This window comes from Ruegeria sp. CDSA079, assembly GCF_059612245.1.
Window position 1 is genome coordinate 217,104 of the sequence record NZ_JBXWQF010000005.1, and the last position, 23,747, is coordinate 240,850.

Consider the following 23,747-nt stretch of genomic DNA (forward strand, 5'->3'; position numbering starts at 1 on the left):
CCGAAATGAACCTGTTTTCCGAGATCCGCGGCCTTGTACTGGACGCGCTGGCACAGATGCAGTCCGAGGGCGCTCTGCCGGAAGGGCTGAGCTTTGACAACGTGGCGGTCGAACCTCCGCGAGATTCAGCGCATGGTGACATGGCGACCAACGCCGCGATGGTTTTGGCGAAACCGGCCAAGTTGAAGCCGCGTGATATTGCCGATGTGCTGGCTGGGAAACTGGCAGCCGATGACCGGATCACCAGCGCCGAGGTTGCCGGGCCGGGCTTTCTGAACCTGCGTCTCGCGCCGTCCGTCTGGCAGGGCGTGCTGGCCGCGGTGCTGGATAAGGGCTCCAACTATGGACGATCGACCATGGGGCAGGGGCAAAAGGTCAACGTCGAATATGTTTCAGCCAACCCGACTGGTCCACTGCATGTGGGGCATACACGGGGCGCGGTGTTCGGGGACGCTTTGGCCAGTTTGCTGGCCTATTCGGGTCACGATGTGACCCGCGAATACTATATCAATGATGGTGGCGCGCAGGTGGATGTGTTGGCGCGCTCCGCGTATGAGCGGTATCGCGAGGCCAACGGGCTGAGCCCCGAGATTGCCGAGGGTCTGTACCCGGGCGACTATCTGATCCCGATCGGTGAGGCGCTGAAAGAAAAATATGGCGACAGCCTGATCGATAAGCCGGAAAGCGAATGGCTGGAAGAGTTGCGCGAGTTTTCGACCGAAGCGATGATGGATTTGATCCGCGCTGACCTGAAGGCGCTGGGTGTCGAGATGGATGTGTTTTTCTCAGAGAAATCACTGTATGGCACAGGCCGGATCGAGGCGGCGTTGAAATCGCTGACCGACAAAGGCCTGATCTATGAAGGCGTGCTGGAACCGCCCAAGGGCAAGAAGCCCGAGGATTGGGAACCGCGCGAGCAGACCCTGTTCAAATCGACCGAGCATGGCGATGACGTCGACCGTCCGGTTAAGAAATCGGATGGCAGCTGGACCTATTTCGCCCCCGATATCGCGTATCACTATGACAAGGTGAGCCGTGGCTTTGACGCGTTGATCGACGTGTTTGGGGCGGACCATGGCGGTTACGTCAAGCGGATGAAAGCGGCTGTTTCGGCTCTGTCCGACGGCAAGGTGCCGCTGGATATCAAGCTGACCCAGCTGGTGAAACTGTGGAAGAATGGCGAGCCATTCAAGATGTCCAAGCGGGCAGGGAACTTTGTCACTCTGCGTGATGTGGTCGATCAGGTCGGCCCTGATGTGACCCGGTTTGTCATGCTGACCCGCAAGAACGACGCGCCGTTGGACTTCGATTTCGACAAGGTGCTGGAACAGAGCCGCGAGAACCCCGTATTCTATGTGCAATATGCCCATGCCCGCGTCATGAGCGTTCTGCGCCGCGCCGCTGAGGCTGGAATTGCGGCTGATGACGCAGCGCTTGCCGGGGCCGATTTACGCAAGAACGATCACGCTTCGGAACTGACCGTCGCCAAGAAACTGGCCGAATGGCCACGTCTGGTGGAAATCGCCGCGCGCACCAATGAACCACACCGTGTTGCCTTCTATCTGTATGAACTTGCAGGGGATTTCCACGCGCTGTGGAACAAGGGCAATGAAGAAACCCAGTTGCGTTTCATTCAGGATGGCGATGTTGCCACAAGCCAGTCAAAAATCGCACTGGCCCGGGCCGTTTCTGTTGTGATTTCAGCGGGCTTGGGTATTCTTGGCGTTACCCCGGCGCAGGAGATGCGGTAACAAATATCGCCCGAACCGCCGGTACGAGGTAGGCAAGAAATGACCCGCGCGCCTTATTTTCAGGCGCTAAACGGGCAGTGAGGCGGACATGGCGAGTTACGATTACTCGGGGCACCAAAGCCCCGGGCAGATTCATTACCCGAATCAGGCGCATCCTGAGGATGCGTATGAATATCCAGAGGATATGCAGGACTATGACGCGCCGCGCGGCACGTTTGGACTGGGCCAGATGGTTAACGTTCTTGGGGCTGTTGCATCCTTGGCGTTGGTCGCTGGTGTCGGCTTTTGGGGGTATCAACTGGTCATGCGGGATGTAAGTGGCGTGCCCGTTGTGCGCGCAGCCGAAGGGCCGATGCGCGTGCAGCCGGAAAACCCGGGCGGCACTCCCGCAGATCACCAGGGGTTGGCCGTGAATGCCGTTGCGGCCGAAGGCACCGCCGCCGCCCCGGCGGATCGTCTGATCCTTGCGCCGCGCCCGGTATCGCTGACTGCAGAAGACTTGCCCGGTGGTGATCTGAAGCCAACCCCGGCGCTGCATGTGGTGGAAGAGCCGATCTCAACCCAGGAAGCCGCGCGACTGCGTCAGAATGCAGTAGACGCGCTGGTGGCGGAACTGGCAGGTGAGGCGGCCAAAACCCAACAAGAGTTTGAAGAGGGCGTGCAGGTTGCATCGCTGTCCACGCCCGAGGAAGAACCGGCAATCGATCCTGCCGATTTTGCCGCGGCCTTGCCGGACCCGGCTATTGCCGAATTGCCGGGGGTCCGCAGGTCGTTGCGCCCGGCTAAACGCCCGGCACGCAGTCAAGTTTCGCCCAGCGAAGCGTCTGAGGGCGCCATCAACGCCGCCGTCAAGGCTGCGGTTGGCTTGGATGCCGATCCCGATACGCTGACCAAAGGCACACGCCTTGCGCAGCTTGGGGCCTATGACAGTACTCAGGTGGCCCAGGCCGAATGGGATCGTCTGAGTGGTCGGTTCGGTGAATATATGGATGGAAAGCAACGCGTTATTCAGAAAACTTCAAGCGGCGGCCGAACCTTCTATCGTCTGCGCGTTCTGGGTTTCGAAGACCTGAGTGACTCGCGCCAGTTCTGTGCTGCGCTGGTCGCTCAAGGGGCCGATTGCATCCCGGTAGCCGTGCGGTGAAATTTGGCGCCACGATCACCGACGCCGAAGGCCTGCGCCTGACGCAGGAGGAAAGAGACCTGTTTCGCCAGATGAACCCGTTTGGGTTCATCCTGTTTGCCCGCAACATCGAAAGCGCCGATCAGGTGCGTGCCTTGTGCGATGATTTCCGCGAGGCGGTTGGTCGTAATTGCCCCATCACCATTGATCAGGAAGGCGGGCGCGTGCAGCGCCTGCGCGCACCTCTGGCCCGCGAATGGCTGCCACCGTTGGATCACGTGACGCGATCAGGCGATCAGGCCGAGCGGGCCATGTATCTACGCTATCGCCTGATTGCTGACGAACTGTTCGGCTTGGGTATCGACAGCAACTGCGCCCCCATGGTTGATGTGGCGCGGTCGGATACGCACGCTTTTCTGAAGAACCGCTGCTATGCTTCTGATCCTGATAAGATTTCCCAGATCGGTAAGGCCGTGGCAGAAGGGCACTTGGACGGGGGTGTTCTGCCAGTAATCAAACATATGCCCGGTCATGGTTGTGCTACGCTGGACAGCCACTATGACCTGCCGCATGTTGATCTGCCGATGGACACGTTGGACAGCAGCGATTTCGCACCCTTCCGCGCTCTGAACGATTTGCCGATGGGGATGACCGCGCATCTGGTATACGATCAGATCGACCCGCAACCAGCTACGATTTCTAAGACCATGATGGGTTTGATCCGTGAAAAGATCGGGTTCAACGGGCTGATCATGACCGACGATATCGGGATGAAAGCGCTGAGCGGTACGCCGGCCGATGTGTCACGTCAGGCCATTCAGGCAGGCTGCGACGTTGTTCTGCATTGCAACGGCAGTTTTACGGACCGTGCCGAAGTGATGGAATCCGCCGGAGAGATGACGGATCAGGCACAAGCCCGCGCAGAACAGGCGCTGGCGATGCGCAAACCTCCTCAGGAACTTGACATCCCTGCCGCCGAGGCTGAACTATCTGCCCTAATGGGCGGGCAGGTATATGAACGATAACCTTTTCAGCGAAGACCCTGTCTCGGTCGCGGATCGTCTTGCGGCCGAAGCGCTGATTGTTGATGTCGACGGGTTCGAAGGTCCGCTGGATGTTCTGCTGACCCTGTCACGTACGCAGAAGGTTGATCTGAGGAAAATCTCGGTTCTGGCACTTGCGCAGCAGTACCTGACCTTTGTCGAAAAGGCGCGGGCGCTGAGGATCGAACTGGCCGCCGACTATCTGGTCATGGCGGCCTGGCTGGCCTTCTTGAAATCTCGCTTGCTGCTGCCACCCGACCCCGATGACGAAGGGCCGTCGGGCGAGGAACTGGCAGCGCATCTTGCGTTTCAGTTGGAGCGCCTTCAGGCCATGCGCGACGCTGCCGCGCGTTTGATGGCGCGCGATCAGTTGGGTCGCGATTTCTTTAGGCGCGGGCAGGGCGAAGATATCACCCGTATCCGAACCGTAACCTATTCCGCCACGCTGCTGGATCTGATGCAGGGCTATGCCCGTATCCGCACCCGTGATGAGTTCCGCCCCTTTGTGATGGATCGCGATGCTGTATTCACAATGGAGCAGGCGCTGGAACGGATGCGTCCGTTGATCGGGTTTGCCGGGACGTGGACCGATATGGAGACCTATCTGCCTGACGGCTGGGATGCCGACCCTGTACGCCGCAGGTCAGCAACAGCGGCGACCTTTGCGGCCTCGTTGGAGCTGGTGAAAGAAGGACATATGGAGATGAAGCAGAGCGAGACATTTGCTCCGATCCATCTGCGCAAGAGGACCGAAACACGTGACTGACGCCCCTGAAGAAACCGGCACACTGTTCGAAGCACCTCCGCTGGCGGAACAAGAGCGTATGGTCGAGGCCGTGTTGTTCGCCAGCTCTGAGCCGGTGACAATCGCGGATCTGGAAGCCCGGATGCCCCATGGCAGCGATGCGGCGCAAGCCGTTGAATTGCTTCAAAAACGCTATGAAGGACGCGGCGTGCGTGTGGTGCGTGTCGGTGATGCCTGGGCCATCCGCACGGCCCCTGATTTGGGTTTTCTGATGCAGAAGGAAACGGTCGAGACCCGCAAGCTGAGCCGGGCGGCGATCGAAACGCTGGCCATCGTCGCTTATCATCAGCCCTGCACGCGGGCCGAGATCGAGGAAATCCGGGGCGTGTCGGTTTCACGCGGAACCATCGACCAGTTGCTCGAGATGGAGTGGATCAAACTGGGCCGCCGCCGCATGACCCCGGGCCGTCCAGTGACCTTTGTGGTTACGCCCGAATTCTTGGACCACTTTGGTCTGGAAAATGCGCGTGACTTGCCGGGGCTGAAAGAATTAAGGGCCGCGGGGCTTCTGGAGAACCGGCCTCCACCGGGTGCTATTCCGTTGGGTGAAGGGTCCGAGGACGAGGTCGACGAAGACCAGACCGAACTGTTCGAGGAAGAGTGATCGCGCAGCCCTTTTATTGCCGCATAAACCGCATATCTTTGAGCGAGAAGACACGGAGTTGAGCGATGAATGCAAACCGGATCATCGATATGATTGTGCGTCAGGTCATGCGCCGTTTGGTCAATAAGGGTGTGAACAAGGGCATCGACATGGCCAGCCGAAAGGGCGACAGATCGGGCACGTCGAAAGGGCCCAGGCAAGTCAGCGCGCCACGCCATGCGCAGAGCCTGAGGCAAGCACAGCGTGTGACCCGGCAAATGCGCCGGTTCATGAAGTTTTAAGGTTTAGCTTACAGCTTTGAAGTGCTTCGACAGTTTCAAACCCTGACCCTGATAGTTCGAGGCGATGCCTGCGCCGTATAGCTGCGTGGGCATTTCGGTCATTTTCTCGTAGACCAGACGCCCGACAACCTGCCCATGCTCCAGCACGAACGGTGCTTCGTGGCAGCGTACCTCAAGCACACCTCGGGATCCGGCCCCACCGGCAGCGGCATGGCCAAAACCGGGGTCAAAGAACCCGGCATAGTGCACTCGGAATTCACCAACCATCGCCAGATAGGGTGCCATTTCAGCGGCGTACATTGGTGGAATGTGCACCGCCTCACGGCTGACAAGGATATAGAACGCGCCGGGGTCCAGGATGATGCAGCCATCCTTGGTGCGCACTTCTTCCCAATAGTCCTGCGGGTCGTATTCGCCGATACGATCCAGATCGATCACGCCGGTGTGTGGCTTGGCACGGTAGCCAACCAGATCGGTATCGGGAAGTTGCAGATCAACGGAAAAGCCCAAACCGTCCTGAATGACGGCAGGACCATCCACCAGTGGCGACTCGACGTGCAAAGCCGTCAACTCGGCATCCGAGAGCACGGCCTGACCCTGACGGAAACGGATCTGGTTCAAGCGCATCCCGGGCCGCACCAAAACCGAGAAGGAACGCGGGCAGATTTCCGCATAGAGCGGTCCCGTATATCCCGCAGGCACCCGGTCAAATTCGGAGCCGCCATCGGTGATGGTCCGGGTCAAAAGGTCCAGCCGCCCGGTCGAGCTTTTGGCATTTGCCACGGCACTGACATCCTCGGGCAGGGCGAGCGATTCCATCAGGGGCACCAGATAGACGCAGCCTTTTTCCAGAACAGCACCAGCCGAAATATCGATGCGGTGCATCTCGAACTCGGTCAAACGATCGGCGACGGTTCGCCCTTCGCCTGCAAGAAACGAAGCACGGACTCGGTAAGCGACTGTTCCCAGACGTAAATCAAGGCTAGCGGGTTGAATCTGTGCAGACAGAACGTCCGGGCTGGCGGTGATTTCGCTGCGCGCGATCATCGCCTCAATCTGTTGGTTCGGGCAAACACCTGTCATCTCGATCCCCTCTGGTGCCAGAGCGGGATCTGGCCTGTGTGCCATAAACGTCGGTGTGATTTGGTCGGGCTAGCAGGACTCGAACCTGCGACCTTCCGTCCCCCAGACGGACGCGCTACCAGGCTGCGCCATAGCCCGACGTTGGGGTGTTCATAAAGATTTTCCCGGCAGGGGCAAGAGGAAAACACTGCCTTTTTTTCCTAACCCGCCGCCTGTGTTTCCACACGGTCCAGCCAGTAACGCAGGTCTTTTGCGATCGGCGCGATGCGGCGCAGCAGGTCGTCGTCAAACTCGGCCCGGTTCCACGCCAGGGATGCGATTCCCCCGATCAAAGGGGCGGTATCAAGTTCAGGTTCCGAATCTGGCTTCTGAATGGCAGATGGGGCTGAGTCGATCCGAGCTTCTTCTTTCACCGATGGTGCAGAGGGCTCACCCAAATCCATATGGATCTGTTCAGTGGCGGCCGCGGGTTTCGGTTCAAATGGCACCACGGTGTCTTCAACAGGTAATGCCGGGTCAGGGGAGTGTTCGTCCAAAGACGGGGACAGCGATACGACATGTGCCACGCCTTGCTCGCGCAGGATGCGCTGAACGCCTTTGATGGTGATTCCGTCTTCGTGGAGCAGTTTTTTGATCCCCCCCAAAAGCCGCATGTCATTGGGGCGATAATACCGGCGTCCACCCGCGCGTTTGACCGGTTTCACCTGCGTGAACCGGCTTTCCCAGAAACGCAAAACATGGGCTTGAACACCAAGCCAATCCGCAACTTCGCTGATGGTGCGAAACGCGTCGGGAGACTTGCTCATATCCGCGAGACCTCGGGGTTACTTGCGATTCCCGGCAGCGACGCGATCCTTCATCAGATGCGACGGGCGGAACGTCAGCACGCGGCGCGGCTGAATCGGGACTTCTTCACCGGTTTTGGGGTTGCGACCAACGCGGGCGGTCTTGTCGCGTACACTGAAGGTGCCGAAGGACGAGATTTTGACCTGCTCACCACGAACCAGAGCGTCAGACATGTGGTTCAAGACGCTTTCCACCAGCTGCGCGCTTTCGTTTCGTGACAGTCCAACTTCACGAAAGACGGCTTCGCTCAGATCCATTCGAGTCAGTGTTTTGTCGCCCATGCCATTTCCCCTTGTTGATATCAGAGCATATGGCTATGGCAAATTCGCTGTCAATATCAATGAATTGCAAGAGGCTGTGTAAGCCGGTTTGCGCCGGTTACCAGCGCAGAACCACCGCGCCCCATGCCAGCCCACCACCAATGGCTTCGGTTACGATCAGGTCACCTTGCTTGATCTGGCCGCGCTGTTTGCCGACTGATAGCGCCAAAGGAATAGACGCAGCCGAGGTGTTACCGTGATCCTGAACCGTGACCACAACATTTTCCATCGGCAGGCCCATTTTCTTGGCGGTGCCCTGAATGATCCGGATATTGGCCTGATGCGGAACGATCCAGTCCACATCCGCATTGCTGAGGCCCGCACGATCCAATGCCGTTTCCGCAGTTTTCGTAAGTTTTTCAACGGCATGGCGGAACACCTGGTTGCCTTGCATACGTAGGTGCCCGGTGGATTGGGTTGATACGCCCCCATCCACATAAAGAAGATCCTTGTAACGGCCGTCCGAATTCAGGTCGGTTGCCAGAATGCCGCGATCTGCGGCGGTGCCTTCGCCCTCTTGCGCTTCCAGCACCAAAGCTCCCGCGCCGTCGCCGAAGAGGACACAGGTGGATCGATCGGTCCAGTCCATGATCCGAGAGAACGTCTCGGCGCCGATCACCAGCACACGCTTGGCCTGACCGGAAACAATCAGCGCATTTGCGTTGGAAAGTGCAAAAACGAATCCTGCGCAAACCGCCTGTATGTCAAAGGCGAAGCCATTGGTCATGCCAAGCTGCGCCTGAACCATGGTCGCAGCAGACGGAAAGGTCAGATCAGCGGTTGAAGTCGCAACAATGATGGCGTCAATATCGTCCGCGCTCAAGCTGGCGTCTTCCAAAGCGGCCTCTGCCGCCTTTGTCGCCAGATCCGAGGTGGTCTCATCCTCGGCGGCAAAGTGGCGGCGCTCAATGCCCGAGCGGGTGCGGATCCATTCGTCGGTTGTGTCCAGCGTTCTCTCAAACTCGGAATTGGGAACGATGCGTTCCGGCAAATAATGCCCGACACCTACTACAACTGAACGGCCTGCCATTTTGGGGTACTGCCTTTTTTTTGGTTATTTATCGGTCTGCGGCGCTGATTGCGCGGCATCTTGTGCAAGCTGGGCCGTGGATGCAACCCGCGCGGCTAATTTTTCGGAAAAGCCCGATTGCGCCAGAGTAAAGGCCAGCTTGATCGCCGCCGATACGCCAGTCGCATCTGCGCCGCCATGGGATTTCACAACAGTGCCGTTCAGACCCAGAAACACACCGCCGTTCACGCGCCGCGGGTCGATACGCTTTTTCAAGCGATTCAGCGAGGTGATCGCAAGGATCGATGCCAATCGGGACAACGGAGAATACTTGAAGGCCTGGCGCAACAGATCACCGATCAGGCTGGCCGTCCCTTCGCCGGTTTTGATTGCAACATTTCCGGTAAACCCATCCGTGACAATAACATCTGCCCTGTCACCGGGAATGTCGCTGCCTTCGACAAAGCCCACAAATTCGAAATTCGCCTGGTCCGCGAATTCCGCGATCATCGCGTGGGCTTCTTTCAGTTCGGCGCGCCCTTTGTGTTCTTCGGTGCCGACATTCAGCAAGCCGATCCGGGGCCGTTTCAATGCCATGCCGTTGCGCGCGTATGAGGCACCCATCAGGGCATATTGCAGCAAATCCTTGGAGTCGGCACGGACATCTGCGCCCACGTCAAGCATCACATTGAAGCCTTGCGGGTTGCGTGAAGGCCACAGAATCGCAATGGCCGGGCGGTTCACACCCGGCAGTTTGCGCAAGCGCATCATCGACAACGCCATCAGCGCGCCCGTATTGCCGCAGGACACCGCCCCATGTGCTTCGCCTTGGCGTACAGCCTCAAGCGTGGACCACATCGAGGTTTGCTTGCCGTTGCGCACAACCTGGCTGGGCTTGTCCTCCATCGTGACCACATCGGGGCAATCACGAAAAACGACGCGTCCTTCCAGGACACGCCGTTTGGCGACAAGCTTACGTAAAACCTGTTCGGGCCCGTGCAACAAAAATCCGATATCCGGGTTCTTGTCGGCTGATTTTGCCAGACCTGCAACAACCACTGCGGGACCTGCGTCCCCGCCCATAGCGTCGACCGAGATGGTGATCCGTCCGGCGTGCGTGGGCTGTTCAGTCATGCCTCGGTCTGCGCTCAATCAGGCTTAGGCTGCGTCTTCGTCCAGATCGATTTCGTCGGCTTGTGCGACGACTTCACGATCATCATAGTGACCGCAGGATGCGCAAACGTGGTGCGGGCGCTTCAGCTCGCCACAGTTCGGGCATTCGTTCGGGTTTGCAGCAACCAGAGCGTCGTGTGCGCGGCGGTTGTTGCGACGCGACTTGGAAACTTTGTTCTGTTGGACGGCCATGGTCTCAACCTTTGTCTACTGTGGGTCAGCAGATTCGCCGCCGACCGGGTTTCATACTTCGTTTTATCGTGGTTTGACGCGCGTTTAGGGGACCAGCCCCGCAATGTCCAACCCAAATTTCCGATGAGCGCGCGAAAATACTGCGATTCTCGACATGTTCAAGCGATTTTTCTGACCGCCTGCTATGACAGGAAATCAGACTGCTGTCACTCGTCTTTTTTCAGCACATCGCGCAATCCTGCCAATCCTGCAAAGGGCTTGGCATCTTCGTCGGTCATGGGTTTTTTGCCGGGTTCTGTATAGTCTACCTGACCCAGTTCGACGCCGTCCTTGCGCGGATATTGGGGCAGAGCCAGCGACAGCGCCTCGACCATCACCAAAGCCGGGTCAATCTCGGGGCCCAACTGTTCGGATTCGTCCTCTTCGGGAATTTCGAACTCTGGCTCGTCAGGGTCGGTCCAGTCCGCCAGAAACGTCCGTTGTACGGGAATGTCGATTCGTGTGGTTACGGGATCAAGCGTCACGACACAGGGCTGAATAACGGTTGCACCCAGTTTACCGTTCAGAACCCAGTCACGTTTGCCTTGGGCGCGGACCTCTCCGACAAAGCTGATCTTGCGCAGACCCAGCAGGCCTAGATCCTGCCGAATCTCGTCAAGAGCCGCAGCAGCAGGGCGCAGATCGAAGGGCGTGGGGGCATTCTGGGGCAGGTCGGCCACACGAAGTGATGTAAGGTTGCTCATTTGTGAGCCTTTCTATGTGTTGAACCGTGGCAGCGGTTTCTGTAATCGGATAGAAGCCGCAAGAGGCCAAGGCAAGAGGGTGCGCATGTTGAAGGTAGTGAACCGGTTGAAACCAGCGACGAAATCGCTTGTGTTTGTTGCCTGTCTGGCTGCGATTGGCGCCTGTACGCCGATCTTCAAGAATCACGGCTATGTACCGCCGGCCGAAGATCTGGCCGAAATCAAAGTGGGCGTCGACACGCGCGACAGTGTGGAAGAGGCCATCGGCGCGCCGGGTGCGTCAGGTGTCGTGCGGGATTCCGGTTTCTATTACGTGCGCTCGCGGGTGCGCCATTACGGCCCGAAACGGCCCGAAGTTGTATCGCGCGAACTGGTGGCCATCAGCTTTGACCAGCGTGGTGTCGTCAGCAACATCGAGCGCTTTGGACTGGAAGACGGTCTGGTCATTCCCCTGGAACGCCGCGTGACCGATTCCAACGTCCAGGACAAAGGCTTCCTGCGTCAGCTGCTTGGCAATATCGGCAATTTCAACCCGGCCAATATCCCGGGCGTGAACAACTAATCCGGTCTGCCACCTTGTGAGAGTCACAAGACAGTCACATGTCTTGTGTTAACGAGGCCTTGACGGCAACAATGGGTTTGCAACCGTGGAGGATGCGACCGTGGCGACTGCAGTTTTGCTCAGCAAAGGGCGCTATCGCGCGCGACTTGCACAGTCGGCAGAGGATATCGAGGCTGCACAACGGTTGCGGACGTTGGCCTTCGGCACGCGGCAACTGGACCGCGACGATTTCGACGCACGATGCAGCCATATTCTGGTCGAAGATACGCGTTCAGCGGGCCAACTGGTCTGTTGTTTCCGGATGCTGACCATGGATCATGGTGGCGAAATCGGGCGCAGCTATTCGGCCCAGTTCTACGACCTGAGCTCGCTGGAGGATTTCAGTGGCCGCATGGTCGAGATGGGACGGTTTTGCATTCATCCTGATCACAGCGATCCCGACATCCTGCGCGTGGCGTGGGGTGCCATGACAGCCTATGTAGATCAGAACGGTGTTGAGATGCTGTTTGGATGCTCGTCCTTTGCCGGTACCGAGACTGCGCAGTATCTAGACGCGTTTGCGATGCTCAAGCATCGTCATCTGGCACCGAAACGATGGCTGCCACGGGTAAAAGCGCCGAATGTTTTTCGCTTTGCTGCGCGTCTGCGGCGCAAGCCAGATGCCAAAAAGGCAATGTTGCGGATGCCACCTTTGTTGCGCACCTATCTGATGATGGGCGGTTGGGTCAGTGATCATGCGGTTGTAGATCGTCACATGAACACACTTCATGTGTTCACCGGGCTGGAAATCGGAGCGATTCCCCCGACGCGCAAACGTCTGTTGCGGGCGGTGGTCGGGTAGATTGAGTATTTCCGAAAAGGTGAAGCAGAGGCGTTGACGCATTGTGTCAGCCGGTTTAGCTGGCGGTCATGGCGAGAATTCCTTTATTGCAGATGTCCGGCATTTCCCTGACTTTCGGGGGCGATCCGGTGTTTTCCGAACTTGATCTGGTAGTCCAACCTGGTGACCGCGTGGCGCTGGTCGGGCGCAACGGGTCGGGTAAGTCTACCTTGATGAAGGTGATGGCCGGATTGGTTGAGGCCGATCGGGGTGAGATTGTCATCCCGCCCGGAAAATCCGTGGGATATATGGAGCAGGACCCAACGATGCAGGGGTTTGCGACACTGGGTGACTATGCTTCCAGCGGGTTGGAGCCAGGCGAGCTCTACAAGGTTGAACGTGCAGGTGAAGGGTTAAAGTTTGACCCGTCCCGCCCCGTTGACACGGCATCGGGTGGAGAGCGGCGGCGAGCGGCGCTGGCCAAGCTGATGGCAGAGGCACCGGACCTGATGTTGTTGGACGAGCCCACAAACCACTTGGATATCGAAGCCATTGCGTGGCTGGAGCGCGAGCTTGGGTCAACCCGTGCGGCTTTTGTACTGATCTCGCACGACCGTGCGTTTTTGCGCGCGTTGACGCGGGCCACACTCTGGATTGATCGGGGCGCTGTTCGACGGCATGAGCAAGGTTTTGAAGCGTTTGAGACCTGGCGGGACAAGGTGTGGGAAGAGGAAGACCAACAGCGCCACAAGCTGAACCGCCTGATCAAGTCCGAAGCGAAATGGGCGGTTGAGGGCATCAGCGCCCGACGCAAACGCAACCAAGGCCGGGTGCGGGCCTTGCAGTCCCTTCGAGCCGAAAAAGCAGCGCAGATCAAACGGCAGGGCTCGGCTGCCATGACGTTGGAATCGGGGCCAAAGTCGGGCCGTAAGGTGATCGAGGCCAAGGGCTTGGCCAAAGGGTTTGGCGACAAGCAGATTGTTCGGAGTTTTGACCTGCTGGTGCAGCGCGGCGATCGCGTGGCATTTGTCGGGCCCAACGGGGTGGGTAAGACCACGCTGCTGAAAATGTTGCTGGGTCAGGTTGAACCGGATGAGGGTTCGGTGTCGTTGGGCACGAATCTTGAGATCGCGGTGTTCGACCAGACACGCGCGCAGTTGGATCCCGAGATGTCCCTTTGGGACAGCCTTACCGGCGACCCCGAGATGCGGGTGTCGGGAAAGGCCGATCAGGTGATGGTTGGCGGGCAACCCAAACATGTGGTGGGGTATCTCAAGGAATTCCTGTTTGACGAAGGTCAGGCAAGAGCGGCCGTTAAGTCCTTGTCAGGTGGGGAAAAAGCAAGGTTGTTGCTGGCCAAGCTGATGGCGAAATCCTCGAACCTTCTGGTATTGGACGAACCAACCAACGATCTGGATGTTGAGACGCTGGATCTGTTGCAGGAGCTTTTGGACGATTACGACGGAACGGTTCTGTTGGTCAGTCACGATCGGGATTTTCTGGACCGGGTGGCAACGACGACGATTGCGATGGAAGGGAATGGTTGCGCAACTGTCTATGCCGGAGGGTGGTCGGACTACATCGCGCAACGTGGCGATGTCGCTGGGAAAAAGGAAGAAAAAGCAAAAGCTTCAAAGCCAAAGGTCAAGCAAGAGGCGAAGCCGAAATCGGGTCTGTCTTTTTCGGAAAAGCACAGGTTGGAGAAGCTGCCTGCCGAAATCGCGCGCCTTGAGGCCGAGATCGCCAAGCTGGAAGAGCTGATGTCCGACCCAGAGTTGTTCACCCGCGAGCCGGTCAAGTTTCAGAAAGCCACCGATGCGCTGGTCGAACGTCAGGAAAAGCTGTCGGCGGCCGAGGAAGAGTGGCTGGTGCTGGAAGAAAAAGCCGAAGGCGCCTGAGCGCCATCGGCGGAGCGAACCGAGTTTAGTCGATTTTCGTCATCTCGCTCAGCGTGAATTCTGCAACCGCGCCGTCTGTCGCCTGCATATAAGCGGCAAGATGGGGTGCATTCATGTGGGTTTGCCACAGTTCCCGCGTTTCCCAGTTTTCGTAAAAGACAAAAAAACCGGGAGTCGAGGTATCCACATGCAGGTCGTACTGGATGCAACCTTCTTCAGCACGGGTGATGGGGATGAGCTTTTCAAGCTCCGTGCGGACAAGCTCTTCTTTGCCTGGATTGGCGGTGATTTGCGCGAGAATTGTCAGGGCCATGATGTCTCCTTACAGGGCTCGGTTGCGATGAACCGAGATATGTGTGACACCATCAAATCACGCAAGTACGCACTATTTGTGCGGGTAAGTACCATTTGTATACTGTCTGAGGCAGGAGGTCGGGGTGGATCGATTTGAAAGATACGACTGCAGCGGAGGTTGCCCGGTCGAGGCCGGGCTGGAGCAGATATCGGGCAAGTGGAAGGGCTTGGTGATCTATCATCTTCTTGGTGGCACGATGCGCTTTAACGCGTTGTCGCACGCATTGGGCACGGTGACCCTGCGCAGCCTGACCAAGCAGCTACGCGAGCTAGAGGCAGATGGAATCGTGCATCGCCAAGTTTATGCAGAGGTGCCGCCCAGAGTGGAGTACAGCCTGACTGAAAAGGGGCAGGCGCTGCGCCCGGTGATCGAGGCGCTGGCGGATTGGGGGCAGAATAAGGTTATGGGTGGGACCGGATAGGCCGGGCAGGGTTTCCGGCAACGGTTTCGCCGGGCTGGACATCCTTTGTCACGACACTCCCGGCGCCAATCGTGGCATTGTCGCCGACAGTGATGCCGGGTAGCAGGATCGCGCCTCCGCCCACCCAGACATGCCTGCCAATTGTGACCGGCAAACCGATTTCCAGTCCTTTTGCCCGATCCGCCGGGTCTTTGGCGTGGTGGGCGCAGTAGATCTGGACATTGGGGCCGAACATCGTGTCGTCTCCGATCCGTATTGGGGCCGTGTCCAGCACGACACAACCGGCGTTGAAATAGACCCGGTTGCCCAGATGGATGTTCATCCCATAAGCACAATGGAACGGAGCTTCGAGGAAGCAGGCCTCGCCGACATGGCCCAGCAGTGCATGCAACTCGGGGGCCATCACTCCGCGCGTGTCGGGTGGGCAGGTGTTGTGCGCGTGAACTGCGCGCCTTGCCTGCGCACGCAGAGCATCCAGTTCCGAATCCAGACAGCAATACCACTGTCCGGACTGCATTTTTTCACGTTCAGACATGCGAAAGATTTAGCGCATCCGCAATGCACCGTCGATGCGGATAACTTCTCCGTTCAGATAACCCATCTCGACGATGAAGCCGGCCAATCGTCCGTATTCCATCGGATCGCCCAAGCGAGCAGGGCTCGGGACGTCAGCGGCCAGCTGTTGCTGTACCTCTTCGGGCAGACCGGCCAGCATCGGGGTCATGAAAATGCCCGGCGCGATGGTCATGACGCGAATGCCGGTCGAGGCCAGATCACGGGCCATCGGCAGCGTCATGCCAACAACACCACCTTTCGAAGCGGCATAAGCCGCCTGACCCTTTTGCCCGTCATATGCAGCGATGGAGGCGGTGTTGATGATCACACCACGTGCACCGTCTGCTTCGGGGTCATTCTTTGCCATCTCGGCAGAGGCCAGGCGCGACACGTTGAAGGTACCGACGAGGTTGATATCAATTGTGCGCTGGAAGGCGTCCAGAGGGTGGGGGCCATCCTTGCCAACCGTCTTGATGCCATAAGCGATGCCCGCGCAATTCACGGTTGCGGTGATCTTGCCCATCTTGTCCATGCCCAAGCGCACGGCAGCTGCCACCGAATCCTCATCAGTGACATCGGTCTGCGCAAAATGCCCGCCGATTTCACTGGCAACCTGAACGCCGCGATCTGCGTCCCGGTCCAGAATGGTGACCTGCGCACCTTGGGCGGCAAAATGACGGGCCGTGGCTTCGCCCAGACCGGACGCGCCGCCGGTGACAAGGGCGGCTGTGGTGGACAGGTGCATGGTGAACTCCTCCCAGAGATATGAACGAATGTTCAATAACTGGTTCGCGGGTGCGGTGTCCACAGTTTTGACGAAATGGATGGCCCGGTGGCCCGCGTCGCCAAACCCGAACCAAAAAAACGTTCCTGAAGACAAGTTAATCCAGTCCTCACGAAAACGCGCCTGTTTGTGAGTGAAGACTTCAAGGCCGTCATGTGTTTTTTCGCCAGGAGGTCCTGATATGGTTATGAGTAAGAAACAAACGTTGGGTGCTGTACTTGTCGCGCCTGTTTTTGGATTGGTGATGATTGGCAGTGCATCTGCTGCACCGGAAACCTGCACGGGGAAAACGGCCCGCAGCCTGGCCAATGCCGGGGATTACGCGGGGTTGTGTGATTGCGTTCAGGTGACCCCAAGTTTTCTGGAGAGGCTACAGAAACGTTCGGATTTGGAGACAACGTTGGAAGTGACCGGGGCACAGTGCCCGGGTCTCGCCGCGCTACTGACGGATTTGCCGACGGCAAGCCTGTCGGGTTCAAACGAAAACCGTGGAGAAAGCCGAGGATCTGAGCCGCAAGGCGAGGCGTTTGCAGAGGCGGCAAGTCCGGGGTCGCCGGGCGGCGGCCAACCCGGTGGTGGCGGTGAACCCGGCGGTGGTGGTGAACCCGGCGGTGGTGGTGAACCCGGCGGTGGCGGTGAACCCGGTGATGGTGGTGAACCCGGCGATGGTGGTGAACCCGGCGATGGTGGTGAACCCGGTGATGGCGATGGAAAAGGTGGCAAAGGCGAAGGTAAAGGGAAAGGCGGCAAAGGCGGCGACGGAAAAGGTAAAAATGGCGACGGCAGAGGTGAAGGCAAAGGTAACGGCGGTAAGGGTGGCAGCAAAGGTAACAACGGCGGTGGGAATGGCGGAGAAGGCAGCAGCCCGGGCCGTGGTAACAACGCCAACAACGACGAAGGCGACAATGACCGAAACGGTCGTGGCGGCGGTCGAAGTGGCGGAAAAGGCCTTAGGTAATCATCCCGCCTTATGAAGCAGTACGGCCACCCGTTCGGGTGGCCGTTGTCCTGTTCGGTCTCTTCAGATTGAGATCGTATCAGCCGAGTTGAACCAGTGCGTGGCGCTTTTTACCTGCGCTTAGCTTGATCGGCGATGAAAGGGCGCCTGCGTCGATCATCAGCCCGGCATCGGTCAGCGGTGCGTCATCCAGCTTGGCGCCGTTCTCGGCGATCAGGCGCTTGGCTTCTTTACCGGATTTAGCCAGGCCGGATTTGACGATTAGCTGCACGACAGAGATCGGCAGGTCCGCGGCGTTGAGGGTCAGTGTCGGAAGGTCGTCGCCTACGCCACCTTTTTCGAACACTTCGCGCGCGGTGGCTTCGGCATTGGCCGCAGCTTGTGCGCCGTGCAGCAGTGTCGTGACTTCATTGGCCAGACGAATCTTGGCCTCGTTGATCTCGGACCCGGCAAGCGCGCCCAGACGATCGCACTCATCCACCGGCAATTCAGTGTAAAGCTTCAGGAACCGGCCCACATCCGCGTCGGTGGTATTGCGCCAGAACTGCCAGAACTCGTAAGACGAGCGCATCTCGGCGTTCAGCCAGACTGCACCGTCCTGAGACTTGCCCATTTTCTTGCCGTCACTGGTGGTCAGCAGAGGCGAGGTCAGGCCGTAGATCTCGTGATCCAACACGCGGCGAGTCAGGTCAATCCCGTTGACGATATTGCCCCATTGGTCTGATCCACCCATCTGCAGAACACAGCCGTAACGGCGGTTCAGTTCCAGGAAGTCATAGGCCTGAAGGATCATGTAGTTGAATTCGAGAAAAGACAGCGATTGCTCACGGTCCAATCGGGACTTCACCGATTCAAACGACAGCATCCGGTTGACCGAGAAATGTCGCCCGATGTCGCGCAGGAAATCGAGGTAGTTCAGGTCATCCAGCCATTCGGCATTGTTCAGCATCAGCGCCTTGTTCTCGGCGTCTGTGTCATAGTCGATATAGGCTGCGAACACCTTTTTGATGCCCGCGATGTTTTCGTCGATCTGTTCGGGGCCCAGCAAGGGGCGCTCGTCCGCGCGGAACGAAGGATCACCGACTTTGGTCGTGCCGCCACCCATCAGCGTGATCGGCTGGTGACCGGTCTTCTGGAACCAACGCAGCATCATGATCTGGATCAGGCTACCCACATGCAACGACTGTGCCGTTGCATCAAAGCCGATATAGGCCGGTTTGCACCCACTGATCAGCGCGTCGTCAAGGCCCTGATAATCGGTGCAGTCGGCGAGAAAGCCGCGCTCGATCATCGTGGCGATGAAATCCGATTTGGGGTGGTAGGTCATATCGTGCCCTTTGGGTTAATGTTGCGGGGCACTGTATAGGCGGCAGCGCCTAGGAGGAAAAGCCACCTTTTTTCCTTGGAGCCGGGTGTCGATCCGGCCACGCGGTTCGCGAAAAATAAGAGGCGCCGTATCAGAACGCTTGCGTTTTTGTGCAAACAAAAGGCAGTTTGACCAGGCTGCAACCCAGAGGTGAACCCAAGGACCCGGATGTGGCGAAGAAGACAGCCAGTTCAGGAGGCAGGCGTGGGCCAGACCATCAGCAAACACGGGGTGATCCGGGCACTGGGCGCAATGTCGGGCACCTCGATGGACGGCGTGGACGCCGCGATCGTCGAGACCGACGGGCACCGGATCATGGGGTTTGGGCAAAGCGGCTATCGTGCCTACTCGGACGCTGAACGCGACGTGCTGCGGGCGGCAATGGGACAGTGGCACGGGCCCGATGTCGATGCGGCTGCCGAGATGGTCACTTTCGCCCATGCCGAGGCGTTGTCTGAATTCGAAGAAGTCGACGTGATCGGTTTTCACGGTCAGACCCTGGCGCATGAGCCGCACGGGCGTGGAACTTTGCAGGTGGGCGATGGTCTGGGGTTGGCGCAGGCGTTGGGTCGCCCGGTGGTTTGGGACTTCCGCAGTGATGATGTGGCAATGGGGGGCGAGGGTGCGCCGCTGGCGCCGTTCTTTCATTTTGCCTGCGCCAAGTGGTTCGGCGCGGATCGGCCCCTGTGTTTCCTGAATCTGGGTGGCGTTGGCAATCTGACGTATGTTGATCCGTCCTTTGACGGCCCCGAAGTGCCGGGTGCCTTGCTGGCCTTTGATACCGGACCCGCCAATGCGCCCGTTGACGATCTGATGCAAGCCCGGTTGGGGTTGCCCATGGATCGGGACGGGGCGCTTGCGCGCGATGGCACCGTCGAAATGGGGGCGCTGGAGCTGTTTCTGGCCGAACCATTTTTTGCCAGAATGCCACCGAAGTCATTGGACCGAAATGATTTTGCGGAAATGATCGGCCTTGTACGGGAGTTGAGTGATGCGGACGCCGTGGCGACCCTGACCGGGATGTGTGCCGCGGGCGTTGTACAGGGCATGGAGCACTGCCCGAAACCTCCGTCTTGTGTGCTAGTCACTGGGGGCGGGCGTCATAATCCGGTTTTGATGGAGATGCTGCGTGTGTCGTTGGACTGCCCGGTCGAACCGGTCGAGGCGGTGGGGTTGGATGGCGACATGCTTGAGGCGCAGGCCTTTGCCTATCTGGCGGTGCGCGTGGCGCGCGGCCTGCCGACCTCTTGCCCCGGAACGACCGGCGTACAGGCGCTGGTTGGGGGCGGGGTTGTCAGTTCGGTCTCAATGGACGCTGTAGGCTAACGCCAGCTGGAAAACAGTTCAAAATAACAACTTGTTGTGCGACGGTGGCCCCGGACCCATGAATTGAGGGCAAGGCATTATGGCGACAAAAGCAGAGCTTGAATCGGAGTTAGAGAAATTACGGGAGCGAAACGCGACGTTGGAGGCGCGGGTCGAACAAGACCCGGCCCCTAAGGAAATGCCCGAACGCACCAAGTCGTCCGATGAAATCCGGAAACTGTTGGAAGAGCACGGGATCGACCTGAGCCAAGCGCAGTCACTGGGAGAGGATGTGGTCGAGGAGTTCGGTCGCTTGCAGAAGGACTATCCGATCACAGCGCTGCTGATTGCGTTTTCGCTTGGCTATGTTGTCGGGCGCGCAGGGTTAGGAGGAGCCTCATGAGCAGATTAAGTAGAAATCTGGTAGCGATCTACCGAACAGAACGTCTGATCGCACGCCGCCGTTTGGCCGTGGTTCAGCAGCAGACGATACTGATGGGGATTGCAGGCATCGCCGCTTTTTCGGCCCTGGTGCTTTTGAATGTCTCGCTGTTCTTTGCCCTTCAGAACACGATGTCACCAGCTTCGGCCGCGGCTTGGCTGGCCCTTGGAAATCTGGTGGTTGCCGGGGTGCTGGTTCTGATCGCGCGGCGGAGCAGCATTGAAGATGAGGTCGCACCAGCAGTTGAAGTCCGCGACATGGCGATCGCGGACATCGAAGACGAGTTCGAAGAGATGGCGACAGAAGCGCGGGAGGTCGTGCAGGCCGTCAAGAGCATTGGGTCGAATCCTCTGGGGTCTCTGACGACGGTATTGGTGCCCCTGATCAGCATGTTGATCAAAAGCCGCAGTGGGGATTAGGGGGCTCTGCCCCCGTCGCGCAAGCGCGACTCCCCCGGGATTTTTTTAGCCAGATGAAGAGCGGATTCTAAAAGCTCTGGAGGCTGTTGAACACGAGGCAAAACAGGCCAAGCTCGGATACAATCCGCAGGTCTAACGGCAAACGGGCGCACCCTTGCGCTGGGCTGTGTCAAAGTGGAAATGCCCGGCGTGATAGCGATCTGCATCCGGGCCGAGCACGGTGCTGAAGACCCCACAAGCCCCGGTGTGCAACTGACGCAGAACCGCGCTTTGGGTGCTGTCATTCCATCCGTCCTGAACGGTGATCTGGGTGCCATCCTGAAGAACAAAGGTCGAGATATCGATGGCCCGACCGCGTGCGTGTTGCGACAGGCGCGCTTGCGGCTGGTTGTTCTGGGTTTTGCAGGCATAATGCCCAACAACCCGCATCCCCTTGAGCCCGCCACCCAAATCGGCAAAGGCGGGTTTGGCGGTGTTTTCGATCCATGTTTTCAGCGTAACCGCCGTTTGACAGTCCATCAGTGAAAACTGACTGAGCGCAACATCCGAAATCCGGTACACCCGAACCGGGTTCGCGATGCCGCAGCCCCGGGCTTTGCTTGTCAGGGCTTTGCGTGTTTCCCCCAATATGGTCCAGTCGCCACATACGGCGCCGCGTTCGCGCATCCGGTCGCGCCCCTGTTCCAGTTGCTGGGTTGCGCAAGGGGGAAGATCTTCGGGAGTCTGCGCTGCGGGGGTGGCGTCGGTTGTTGTACCTGGCAGTGACACTTCGAGCGCTTCACCAGAATCGGCGCAGTCAGGACTGGCATTTGCATTCCCTGCATTAAGGCAGAGAAACAGAATTGTCAGACAGACCTGCTTCATACTCACTCGATACTCCGTCACACGCGGTTACGGGTACAGGATGGGCAACGTAGGGCCGTCTGTAAACTCAACTTTTCAGAGACTTTTGATGGTTGGGCTATTCCCGTGGGATGTCAAAGTCCGGTGCGGCCAGTTCAAATCCTTCGAAATCAAAGCCGGGGGAAACCGTGCAGCTGACCAGAGTGTATTCTCCTGTACTGTGTGCAGCCTGCCAATGGCCTTCAGGAACGATCAGCTGAGGCGCACCTTTTGACAGGTCAGGAGTCAGCAGATGATCGGCAGCAGGCCCTGCATCCGTCGCGCTCAGCGACAGGACCAGCGGTGCACCGGCGTGGTAGAGCCAAATTTCGGTCGCATCGACCCGATGCCAGTGGCTGCTTTCGCCCGCCTGCAACAGGAAATAGATGCAGGTTCCTGTGGGGCGGCCTGCGTTGTCGGCGCGCCAGGTTTCGGCATACCACCCCCCTTCGGGATGACGTTGGAGGTTCAGGTGGTCGATTATGTCTTGTGCGGTCATGAGTGCCCTCTTGGTTCGGCGCGATTATGCACGGGCACGCAAGATCCGCTATGGTATTCGTGAGCCTGAGGAATATGTATTGCAACATGACTCTGACGATCCCGTTTGATAACACCTATGCCCGTTTGCCAAATGCGTTTTTTGCGCGGCAGACACCCGTTCCTGTGCGTGCGCCGCAGATGATAGCGTTTAACGATGATTTGGCGAAGTTGCTGCAAATTGCCCCCGGCGATGTGCAGGACATGGCCGAGGCTTTTGCGGGCAATCGTCTGCCTGAGGGTGCCGAACCCATCGCGCAGCTGTATTCGGGGCACCAATTTGGACAGTACAACCCCCAGCTGGGAGATGGGCGCGCGGTGTTGCTGGGCGAGACTGTGGGCATCGATGGGGTGCGCCGGGATATACAGTTGAAAGGCTCGGGCCCTACGCCGTTTTCGCGCCGCGGCGATGGCCGGGCGTGGCTGGGTCCGGTTCTGCGTGAATATGTGGTATCCGAGGCGATGCACGCGCTGGGTATCCCGACCACGCGTGCTCTGGCGGCTGTGGAAACGGGCGAGACGGTGTTTCGCGAAGGTCCGATGCCGGGTGCGGTGTTGACGCGTGTGGCCAGCAGCCATCTGCGGGTAGGCACGTTTCAGGTCTTTGCCGCACGGGGGCAGTTGGACAGCTTGCGCCGACTGACGGAATACGCCATCGCGCGTCACTATCCCGAGGCTGAGGGGCCTATGGGACTGTTGCGGGCCGTGCGGGATGCGCAGGCCCGGTTGATCGCGCAGTGGATGAGCGTGGGTTTCATTCACGGGGTGATGAACACTGATAATTGCTCGATCGCGGGCGAGACGATTGATTACGGTCCTTGCGCGTTCATGGACACATATCACCCCAACACGGTCTACAGTTCAATTGATCGCATGGGGCGCTATGCTTATTCCAGCCAGCCCGATATCGCAGTGTGGAATTTGGCGCAATTGGCGACGGCCTTGATCCAACAGGTGGACGACAAAGAGGCCGCTGTCGAAGAAGCGACCGAGATTGTCCACGCCATGCCGGAGTTGTTGCAAGACAAATGGTTGACTCGCTTCCGGGCCAAGCTTGGATTGACGCGCGCTGAGGATGGCGATCTTGAATTGATCACCGACCTTCTGAAACGCATGGCCGAAGGGCAGGCGGATTTCACCAACACGTTTCGGGCGCTGGGTAGTGATTCTGTTCGGGATCAGTTCCTGGACCCTGCGACCTACGACAGTTGGGCAGAAGGCTGGCGCGGACGGATTGCCCGTGAATCGGACCCGCAGGAGGTGATGGCCGCCGCAAACCCGGCGTTTATTCCGCGCAACCACCGTGTCGAGCAGATGATTCAGGCGGCGGTGCAGGGGGACTATGCGCCGTTCCATCGACTGAATGCCGTCCTCGCTCGGCCCTATGTTGATCAGGATGGTGCCGCAGACCTAAAACGGCCACCGGCTAAGAACGAAGTGGTGCACGCAACCTTTTGTGGGACGTAACCC

The 23,747-nt window shown here is 58.7% G+C and carries 28 protein-coding genes and 1 tRNA gene; 15 read left to right on the forward strand and 14 right to left on the reverse strand.

Annotated elements, in window-relative coordinates; genetic code table 11:
* Nucleotides 1–5 precede the first annotated feature (5 nt).
* The 6 genes from argS (at nt 6) to AC2FJZ_RS07530 (ending at nt 5,607) form a co-directional block, all read left to right on the forward strand.
* Nucleotides 6–1,751, forward strand: a complete 1,746-nt coding sequence (argS, locus tag AC2FJZ_RS07505; protein WP_496776793.1) for an arginine--tRNA ligase — start codon at nt 6–8, stop codon at nt 1,749–1,751.
* An 88-nt stretch (nt 1,752–1,839) separates the two neighbouring features.
* Entirely contained in the window at nt 1,840–2,895 is a 1,056-nt protein-coding gene (locus AC2FJZ_RS07510; RefSeq protein ID WP_496776795.1) for an SPOR domain-containing protein, read from the forward strand.
* Nucleotides 2,892–3,899, forward strand: a complete 1,008-nt coding sequence (gene nagZ, locus AC2FJZ_RS07515) for a beta-N-acetylhexosaminidase (protein WP_496776797.1) — start codon at nt 2,892–2,894, stop codon at nt 3,897–3,899. The genes AC2FJZ_RS07510 and nagZ overlap by 4 nt, the downstream gene beginning before the upstream one ends.
* The gene (locus AC2FJZ_RS07520) at nt 3,889–4,683 is read left to right on the forward strand and encodes a segregation and condensation protein A (RefSeq protein WP_050602202.1); all 795 of its coding nucleotides are present in this window, start codon (nt 3,889–3,891) and stop codon (nt 4,681–4,683) included. The genes nagZ and AC2FJZ_RS07520 overlap by 11 nt, the downstream gene beginning before the upstream one ends.
* Nucleotides 4,676–5,326: an SMC-Scp complex subunit ScpB gene (gene scpB / locus AC2FJZ_RS07525; protein ID WP_050602203.1), complete on the forward strand. Its 651-nt coding sequence runs from the start codon at nt 4,676–4,678 to the stop codon at nt 5,324–5,326. Before AC2FJZ_RS07520 ends, scpB begins: the two co-directional genes overlap by 8 nt.
* A gap of 65 nt (nt 5,327–5,391) precedes the next feature.
* Entirely contained in the window at nt 5,392–5,607 is a 216-nt protein-coding gene (locus AC2FJZ_RS07530) for a hypothetical protein (RefSeq protein ID WP_496668961.1), read from the forward strand.
* A gap of 3 nt (nt 5,608–5,610) precedes the next feature.
* On the opposite strand, the gene AC2FJZ_RS07535 is transcribed toward AC2FJZ_RS07530, so the two are convergent.
* The 8 genes from AC2FJZ_RS07535 to AC2FJZ_RS07570 all read right to left on the reverse strand — a co-directional run bounded on the left by AC2FJZ_RS07535 (nt 5,611) and on the right by AC2FJZ_RS07570 (nt 10,973).
* A complete protein-coding gene (locus AC2FJZ_RS07535; protein ID WP_496669304.1) occupies nt 5,611–6,690 on the reverse strand; it encodes a 2'-deoxycytidine 5'-triphosphate deaminase in 1,080 nt (359 codons plus the stop codon).
* 61 nt (nt 6,691–6,751) lie between these two features.
* Nucleotides 6,752–6,828: transfer RNA gene (locus AC2FJZ_RS07540), tRNA-Pro, on the reverse strand.
* Between the two features lie 62 nt (nt 6,829–6,890).
* Nucleotides 6,891–7,496 carry a MerR family transcriptional regulator gene (locus tag AC2FJZ_RS07545; protein ID WP_496776798.1) on the reverse strand — a complete coding sequence of 202 codons (606 nt, stop codon included), beginning with the start codon at nt 7,494–7,496 and terminating at the stop codon, nt 6,891–6,893.
* Nucleotides 7,497–7,514: 18 nt separating this feature from the next.
* Nucleotides 7,515–7,817: an integration host factor subunit alpha gene (ihfA, locus tag AC2FJZ_RS07550; RefSeq protein ID WP_152458234.1), complete on the reverse strand. Its 303-nt coding sequence runs from the start codon at nt 7,815–7,817 to the stop codon at nt 7,515–7,517.
* 97 nt (nt 7,818–7,914) lie between these two features.
* Nucleotides 7,915–8,886, reverse strand: a complete 972-nt coding sequence (locus tag AC2FJZ_RS07555) for a beta-ketoacyl-ACP synthase III (RefSeq protein ID WP_496668958.1) — start codon at nt 8,884–8,886, stop codon at nt 7,915–7,917.
* Nucleotides 8,887–8,910: 24 nt separating this feature from the next.
* Entirely contained in the window at nt 8,911–9,999 is a 1,089-nt protein-coding gene (plsX, locus tag AC2FJZ_RS07560) for a phosphate acyltransferase PlsX (protein WP_050602208.1), read from the reverse strand.
* Nucleotides 10,000–10,023: 24 nt separating this feature from the next.
* Complete coding sequence (gene rpmF / locus AC2FJZ_RS07565; RefSeq protein ID WP_008756996.1) at nt 10,024–10,230, reverse strand: 50S ribosomal protein L32; 207 nt, start codon at nt 10,228–10,230, stop codon at nt 10,024–10,026.
* A gap of 206 nt (nt 10,231–10,436) precedes the next feature.
* Entirely contained in the window at nt 10,437–10,973 is a 537-nt protein-coding gene (locus AC2FJZ_RS07570; protein WP_496776799.1) for a YceD family protein, read from the reverse strand.
* A gap of 85 nt (nt 10,974–11,058) precedes the next feature.
* Between AC2FJZ_RS07570 and AC2FJZ_RS07575 the strand changes: the two genes are divergently transcribed.
* The 3 genes from AC2FJZ_RS07575 (at nt 11,059) to AC2FJZ_RS07585 (ending at nt 14,253) form a co-directional block, all read left to right on the forward strand.
* On the forward strand, nt 11,059–11,535 hold the full coding sequence (locus tag AC2FJZ_RS07575) for an outer membrane protein assembly factor BamE (RefSeq protein ID WP_496668953.1): 477 nt from the start codon (nt 11,059–11,061) through the stop codon (nt 11,533–11,535).
* Between the two features lie 100 nt (nt 11,536–11,635).
* Nucleotides 11,636–12,376 (forward strand): GNAT family N-acetyltransferase, encoded by a 741-nt coding sequence (locus AC2FJZ_RS07580; protein ID WP_496776800.1) that lies wholly within the window; start codon nt 11,636–11,638, stop codon nt 12,374–12,376.
* 68 nt (nt 12,377–12,444) lie between these two features.
* Nucleotides 12,445–14,253 (forward strand): ABC-F family ATP-binding cassette domain-containing protein, encoded by a 1,809-nt coding sequence (locus AC2FJZ_RS07585; protein ID WP_496776802.1) that lies wholly within the window; start codon nt 12,445–12,447, stop codon nt 14,251–14,253.
* A gap of 25 nt (nt 14,254–14,278) precedes the next feature.
* Here AC2FJZ_RS07585 and AC2FJZ_RS07590 read toward each other — a convergent pair whose 3' ends face one another.
* Entirely contained in the window at nt 14,279–14,566 is a 288-nt protein-coding gene (locus AC2FJZ_RS07590; protein ID WP_050602212.1) for a putative quinol monooxygenase, read from the reverse strand.
* Between the two features lie 124 nt (nt 14,567–14,690).
* Here AC2FJZ_RS07590 and AC2FJZ_RS07595 point away from each other — a divergent pair, with 124 nt between their 5' ends.
* On the forward strand, nt 14,691–15,029 hold the full coding sequence (locus tag AC2FJZ_RS07595) for a winged helix-turn-helix transcriptional regulator (RefSeq protein WP_496776805.1): 339 nt from the start codon (nt 14,691–14,693) through the stop codon (nt 15,027–15,029).
* Here the strand turns inward: AC2FJZ_RS07595 and AC2FJZ_RS07600 are convergent.
* Together AC2FJZ_RS07600 and AC2FJZ_RS07605 are read right to left on the reverse strand one after the other, a co-directional pair.
* Nucleotides 15,010–15,564, reverse strand: coding sequence for a sugar O-acetyltransferase (locus AC2FJZ_RS07600; protein WP_496776806.1), 555 nt, complete (start codon nt 15,562–15,564; stop codon nt 15,010–15,012). The two genes, AC2FJZ_RS07595 and AC2FJZ_RS07600, sit on opposite strands and share 20 nt — an antisense overlap.
* Nucleotides 15,565–15,573: 9 nt before the next feature.
* Nucleotides 15,574–16,329 carry a 3-hydroxyacyl-CoA dehydrogenase gene (locus AC2FJZ_RS07605; protein WP_496776807.1) on the reverse strand — a complete coding sequence of 252 codons (756 nt, stop codon included), beginning with the start codon at nt 16,327–16,329 and terminating at the stop codon, nt 15,574–15,576.
* 226 nt (nt 16,330–16,555) lie between these two features.
* Here AC2FJZ_RS07605 and AC2FJZ_RS07610 point away from each other — a divergent pair, with 226 nt between their 5' ends.
* Nucleotides 16,556–17,326 carry a hypothetical protein gene (locus AC2FJZ_RS07610; RefSeq protein ID WP_496776809.1) on the forward strand — a complete coding sequence of 257 codons (771 nt, stop codon included), beginning with the start codon at nt 16,556–16,558 and terminating at the stop codon, nt 17,324–17,326.
* Nucleotides 17,327–17,405: 79 nt separating this feature from the next.
* On the opposite strand, the gene tyrS is transcribed toward AC2FJZ_RS07610, so the two are convergent.
* Nucleotides 17,406–18,653 (reverse strand): tyrosine--tRNA ligase, encoded by a 1,248-nt coding sequence (gene tyrS, locus AC2FJZ_RS07615; protein WP_496776811.1) that lies wholly within the window; start codon nt 18,651–18,653, stop codon nt 17,406–17,408.
* Nucleotides 18,654–18,944: 291 nt separating this feature from the next.
* Here tyrS and AC2FJZ_RS07620 point away from each other — a divergent pair, with 291 nt between their 5' ends.
* The 3 genes from AC2FJZ_RS07620 to AC2FJZ_RS07630 all read left to right on the forward strand — a co-directional run bounded on the left by AC2FJZ_RS07620 (nt 18,945) and on the right by AC2FJZ_RS07630 (nt 20,858).
* Nucleotides 18,945–20,018: an anhydro-N-acetylmuramic acid kinase gene (locus AC2FJZ_RS07620; RefSeq protein WP_496776858.1), complete on the forward strand. Its 1,074-nt coding sequence runs from the start codon at nt 18,945–18,947 to the stop codon at nt 20,016–20,018.
* Nucleotides 20,019–20,097: 79 nt separating this feature from the next.
* Nucleotides 20,098–20,400, forward strand: coding sequence for a hypothetical protein (locus AC2FJZ_RS07625; RefSeq protein ID WP_496776813.1), 303 nt, complete (start codon nt 20,098–20,100; stop codon nt 20,398–20,400).
* Nucleotides 20,397–20,858: a phage holin family protein gene (locus AC2FJZ_RS07630; protein ID WP_496776815.1), complete on the forward strand. Its 462-nt coding sequence runs from the start codon at nt 20,397–20,399 to the stop codon at nt 20,856–20,858. Before AC2FJZ_RS07625 ends, AC2FJZ_RS07630 begins: the two co-directional genes overlap by 4 nt.
* Nucleotides 20,859–20,990: 132 nt before the next feature.
* Here AC2FJZ_RS07630 and AC2FJZ_RS07635 read toward each other — a convergent pair whose 3' ends face one another.
* Together AC2FJZ_RS07635 and AC2FJZ_RS07640 are read right to left on the reverse strand one after the other, a co-directional pair.
* A complete protein-coding gene (locus AC2FJZ_RS07635) occupies nt 20,991–21,722 on the reverse strand; it encodes an extensin-like domain-containing protein (RefSeq protein ID WP_496776859.1) in 732 nt (243 codons plus the stop codon).
* A 97-nt stretch (nt 21,723–21,819) separates the two neighbouring features.
* Complete coding sequence (locus AC2FJZ_RS07640; RefSeq protein WP_496776816.1) at nt 21,820–22,239, reverse strand: cupin domain-containing protein; 420 nt, start codon at nt 22,237–22,239, stop codon at nt 21,820–21,822.
* Nucleotides 22,240–22,325: 86 nt separating this feature from the next.
* Between AC2FJZ_RS07640 and AC2FJZ_RS07645 the strand changes: the two genes are divergently transcribed.
* Nucleotides 22,326–23,744, forward strand: coding sequence for a protein adenylyltransferase SelO (locus tag AC2FJZ_RS07645; RefSeq protein WP_496776818.1), 1,419 nt, complete (start codon nt 22,326–22,328; stop codon nt 23,742–23,744).
* The last annotated feature ends 3 nt before the right edge of the window (nt 23,745–23,747 follow it).

Coding starts and splice junctions, on each gene's coding strand:
- AC2FJZ_RS07570 (WP_496776799.1), bottom strand. CDS start 10,973: ATGAGCAACCTTACATCACTTCGTGTGGCCGACCTGCCCCAGAATGCC.
- AC2FJZ_RS07545 (WP_496776798.1), bottom strand. CDS start 7,496: ATGAGCAAGTCTCCCGACGCGTTTCGCACCATCAGCGAAGTTGCGGAT.
- AC2FJZ_RS07590 (WP_050602212.1), bottom strand. CDS start 14,566: ATGGCCCTGACAATTCTCGCGCAAATCACCGCCAATCCAGGCAAAGAA.
- AC2FJZ_RS07605 (WP_496776807.1), bottom strand. CDS start 16,329: ATGCACCTGTCCACCACAGCCGCCCTTGTCACCGGCGGCGCGTCCGGT.
- AC2FJZ_RS07640 (WP_496776816.1), bottom strand. CDS start 22,239: ATGACCGCACAAGACATAATCGACCACCTGAACCTCCAACGTCATCCC.
- rpmF (WP_008756996.1), bottom strand. CDS start 10,230: ATGGCCGTCCAACAGAACAAAGTTTCCAAGTCGCGTCGCAACAACCGC.
- AC2FJZ_RS07520 (WP_050602202.1), top strand. CDS start 3,889: ATGAACGATAACCTTTTCAGCGAAGACCCTGTCTCGGTCGCGGATCGT.
- AC2FJZ_RS07600 (WP_496776806.1), bottom strand. CDS start 15,564: ATGTCTGAACGTGAAAAAATGCAGTCCGGACAGTGGTATTGCTGTCTG.
- AC2FJZ_RS07610 (WP_496776809.1), top strand. CDS start 16,556: ATGAGTAAGAAACAAACGTTGGGTGCTGTACTTGTCGCGCCTGTTTTT.
- argS (WP_496776793.1), top strand. CDS start 6: ATGAACCTGTTTTCCGAGATCCGCGGCCTTGTACTGGACGCGCTGGCA.
- AC2FJZ_RS07645 (WP_496776818.1), top strand. CDS start 22,326: ATGACTCTGACGATCCCGTTTGATAACACCTATGCCCGTTTGCCAAAT.
- AC2FJZ_RS07575 (WP_496668953.1), top strand. CDS start 11,059: ATGTTGAAGGTAGTGAACCGGTTGAAACCAGCGACGAAATCGCTTGTG.
- AC2FJZ_RS07510 (WP_496776795.1), top strand. CDS start 1,840: ATGGCGAGTTACGATTACTCGGGGCACCAAAGCCCCGGGCAGATTCAT.
- ihfA (WP_152458234.1), bottom strand. CDS start 7,817: ATGGGCGACAAAACACTGACTCGAATGGATCTGAGCGAAGCCGTCTTT.
- AC2FJZ_RS07625 (WP_496776813.1), top strand. CDS start 20,098: ATGGCGACAAAAGCAGAGCTTGAATCGGAGTTAGAGAAATTACGGGAG.
- AC2FJZ_RS07630 (WP_496776815.1), top strand. CDS start 20,397: ATGAGCAGATTAAGTAGAAATCTGGTAGCGATCTACCGAACAGAACGT.
- tyrS (WP_496776811.1), bottom strand. CDS start 18,653: ATGACCTACCACCCCAAATCGGATTTCATCGCCACGATGATCGAGCGC.
- plsX (WP_050602208.1), bottom strand. CDS start 9,999: ATGACTGAACAGCCCACGCACGCCGGACGGATCACCATCTCGGTCGAC.
- AC2FJZ_RS07585 (WP_496776802.1), top strand. CDS start 12,445: ATGGCGAGAATTCCTTTATTGCAGATGTCCGGCATTTCCCTGACTTTC.
- AC2FJZ_RS07620 (WP_496776858.1), top strand. CDS start 18,945: ATGTCGGGCACCTCGATGGACGGCGTGGACGCCGCGATCGTCGAGACC.
- AC2FJZ_RS07555 (WP_496668958.1), bottom strand. CDS start 8,886: ATGGCAGGCCGTTCAGTTGTAGTAGGTGTCGGGCATTATTTGCCGGAA.
- AC2FJZ_RS07635 (WP_496776859.1), bottom strand. CDS start 21,722: ATGAAGCAGGTCTGTCTGACAATTCTGTTTCTCTGCCTTAATGCAGGG.
- AC2FJZ_RS07535 (WP_496669304.1), bottom strand. CDS start 6,690: ATGACAGGTGTTTGCCCGAACCAACAGATTGAGGCGATGATCGCGCGC.
- AC2FJZ_RS07530 (WP_496668961.1), top strand. CDS start 5,392: ATGAATGCAAACCGGATCATCGATATGATTGTGCGTCAGGTCATGCGC.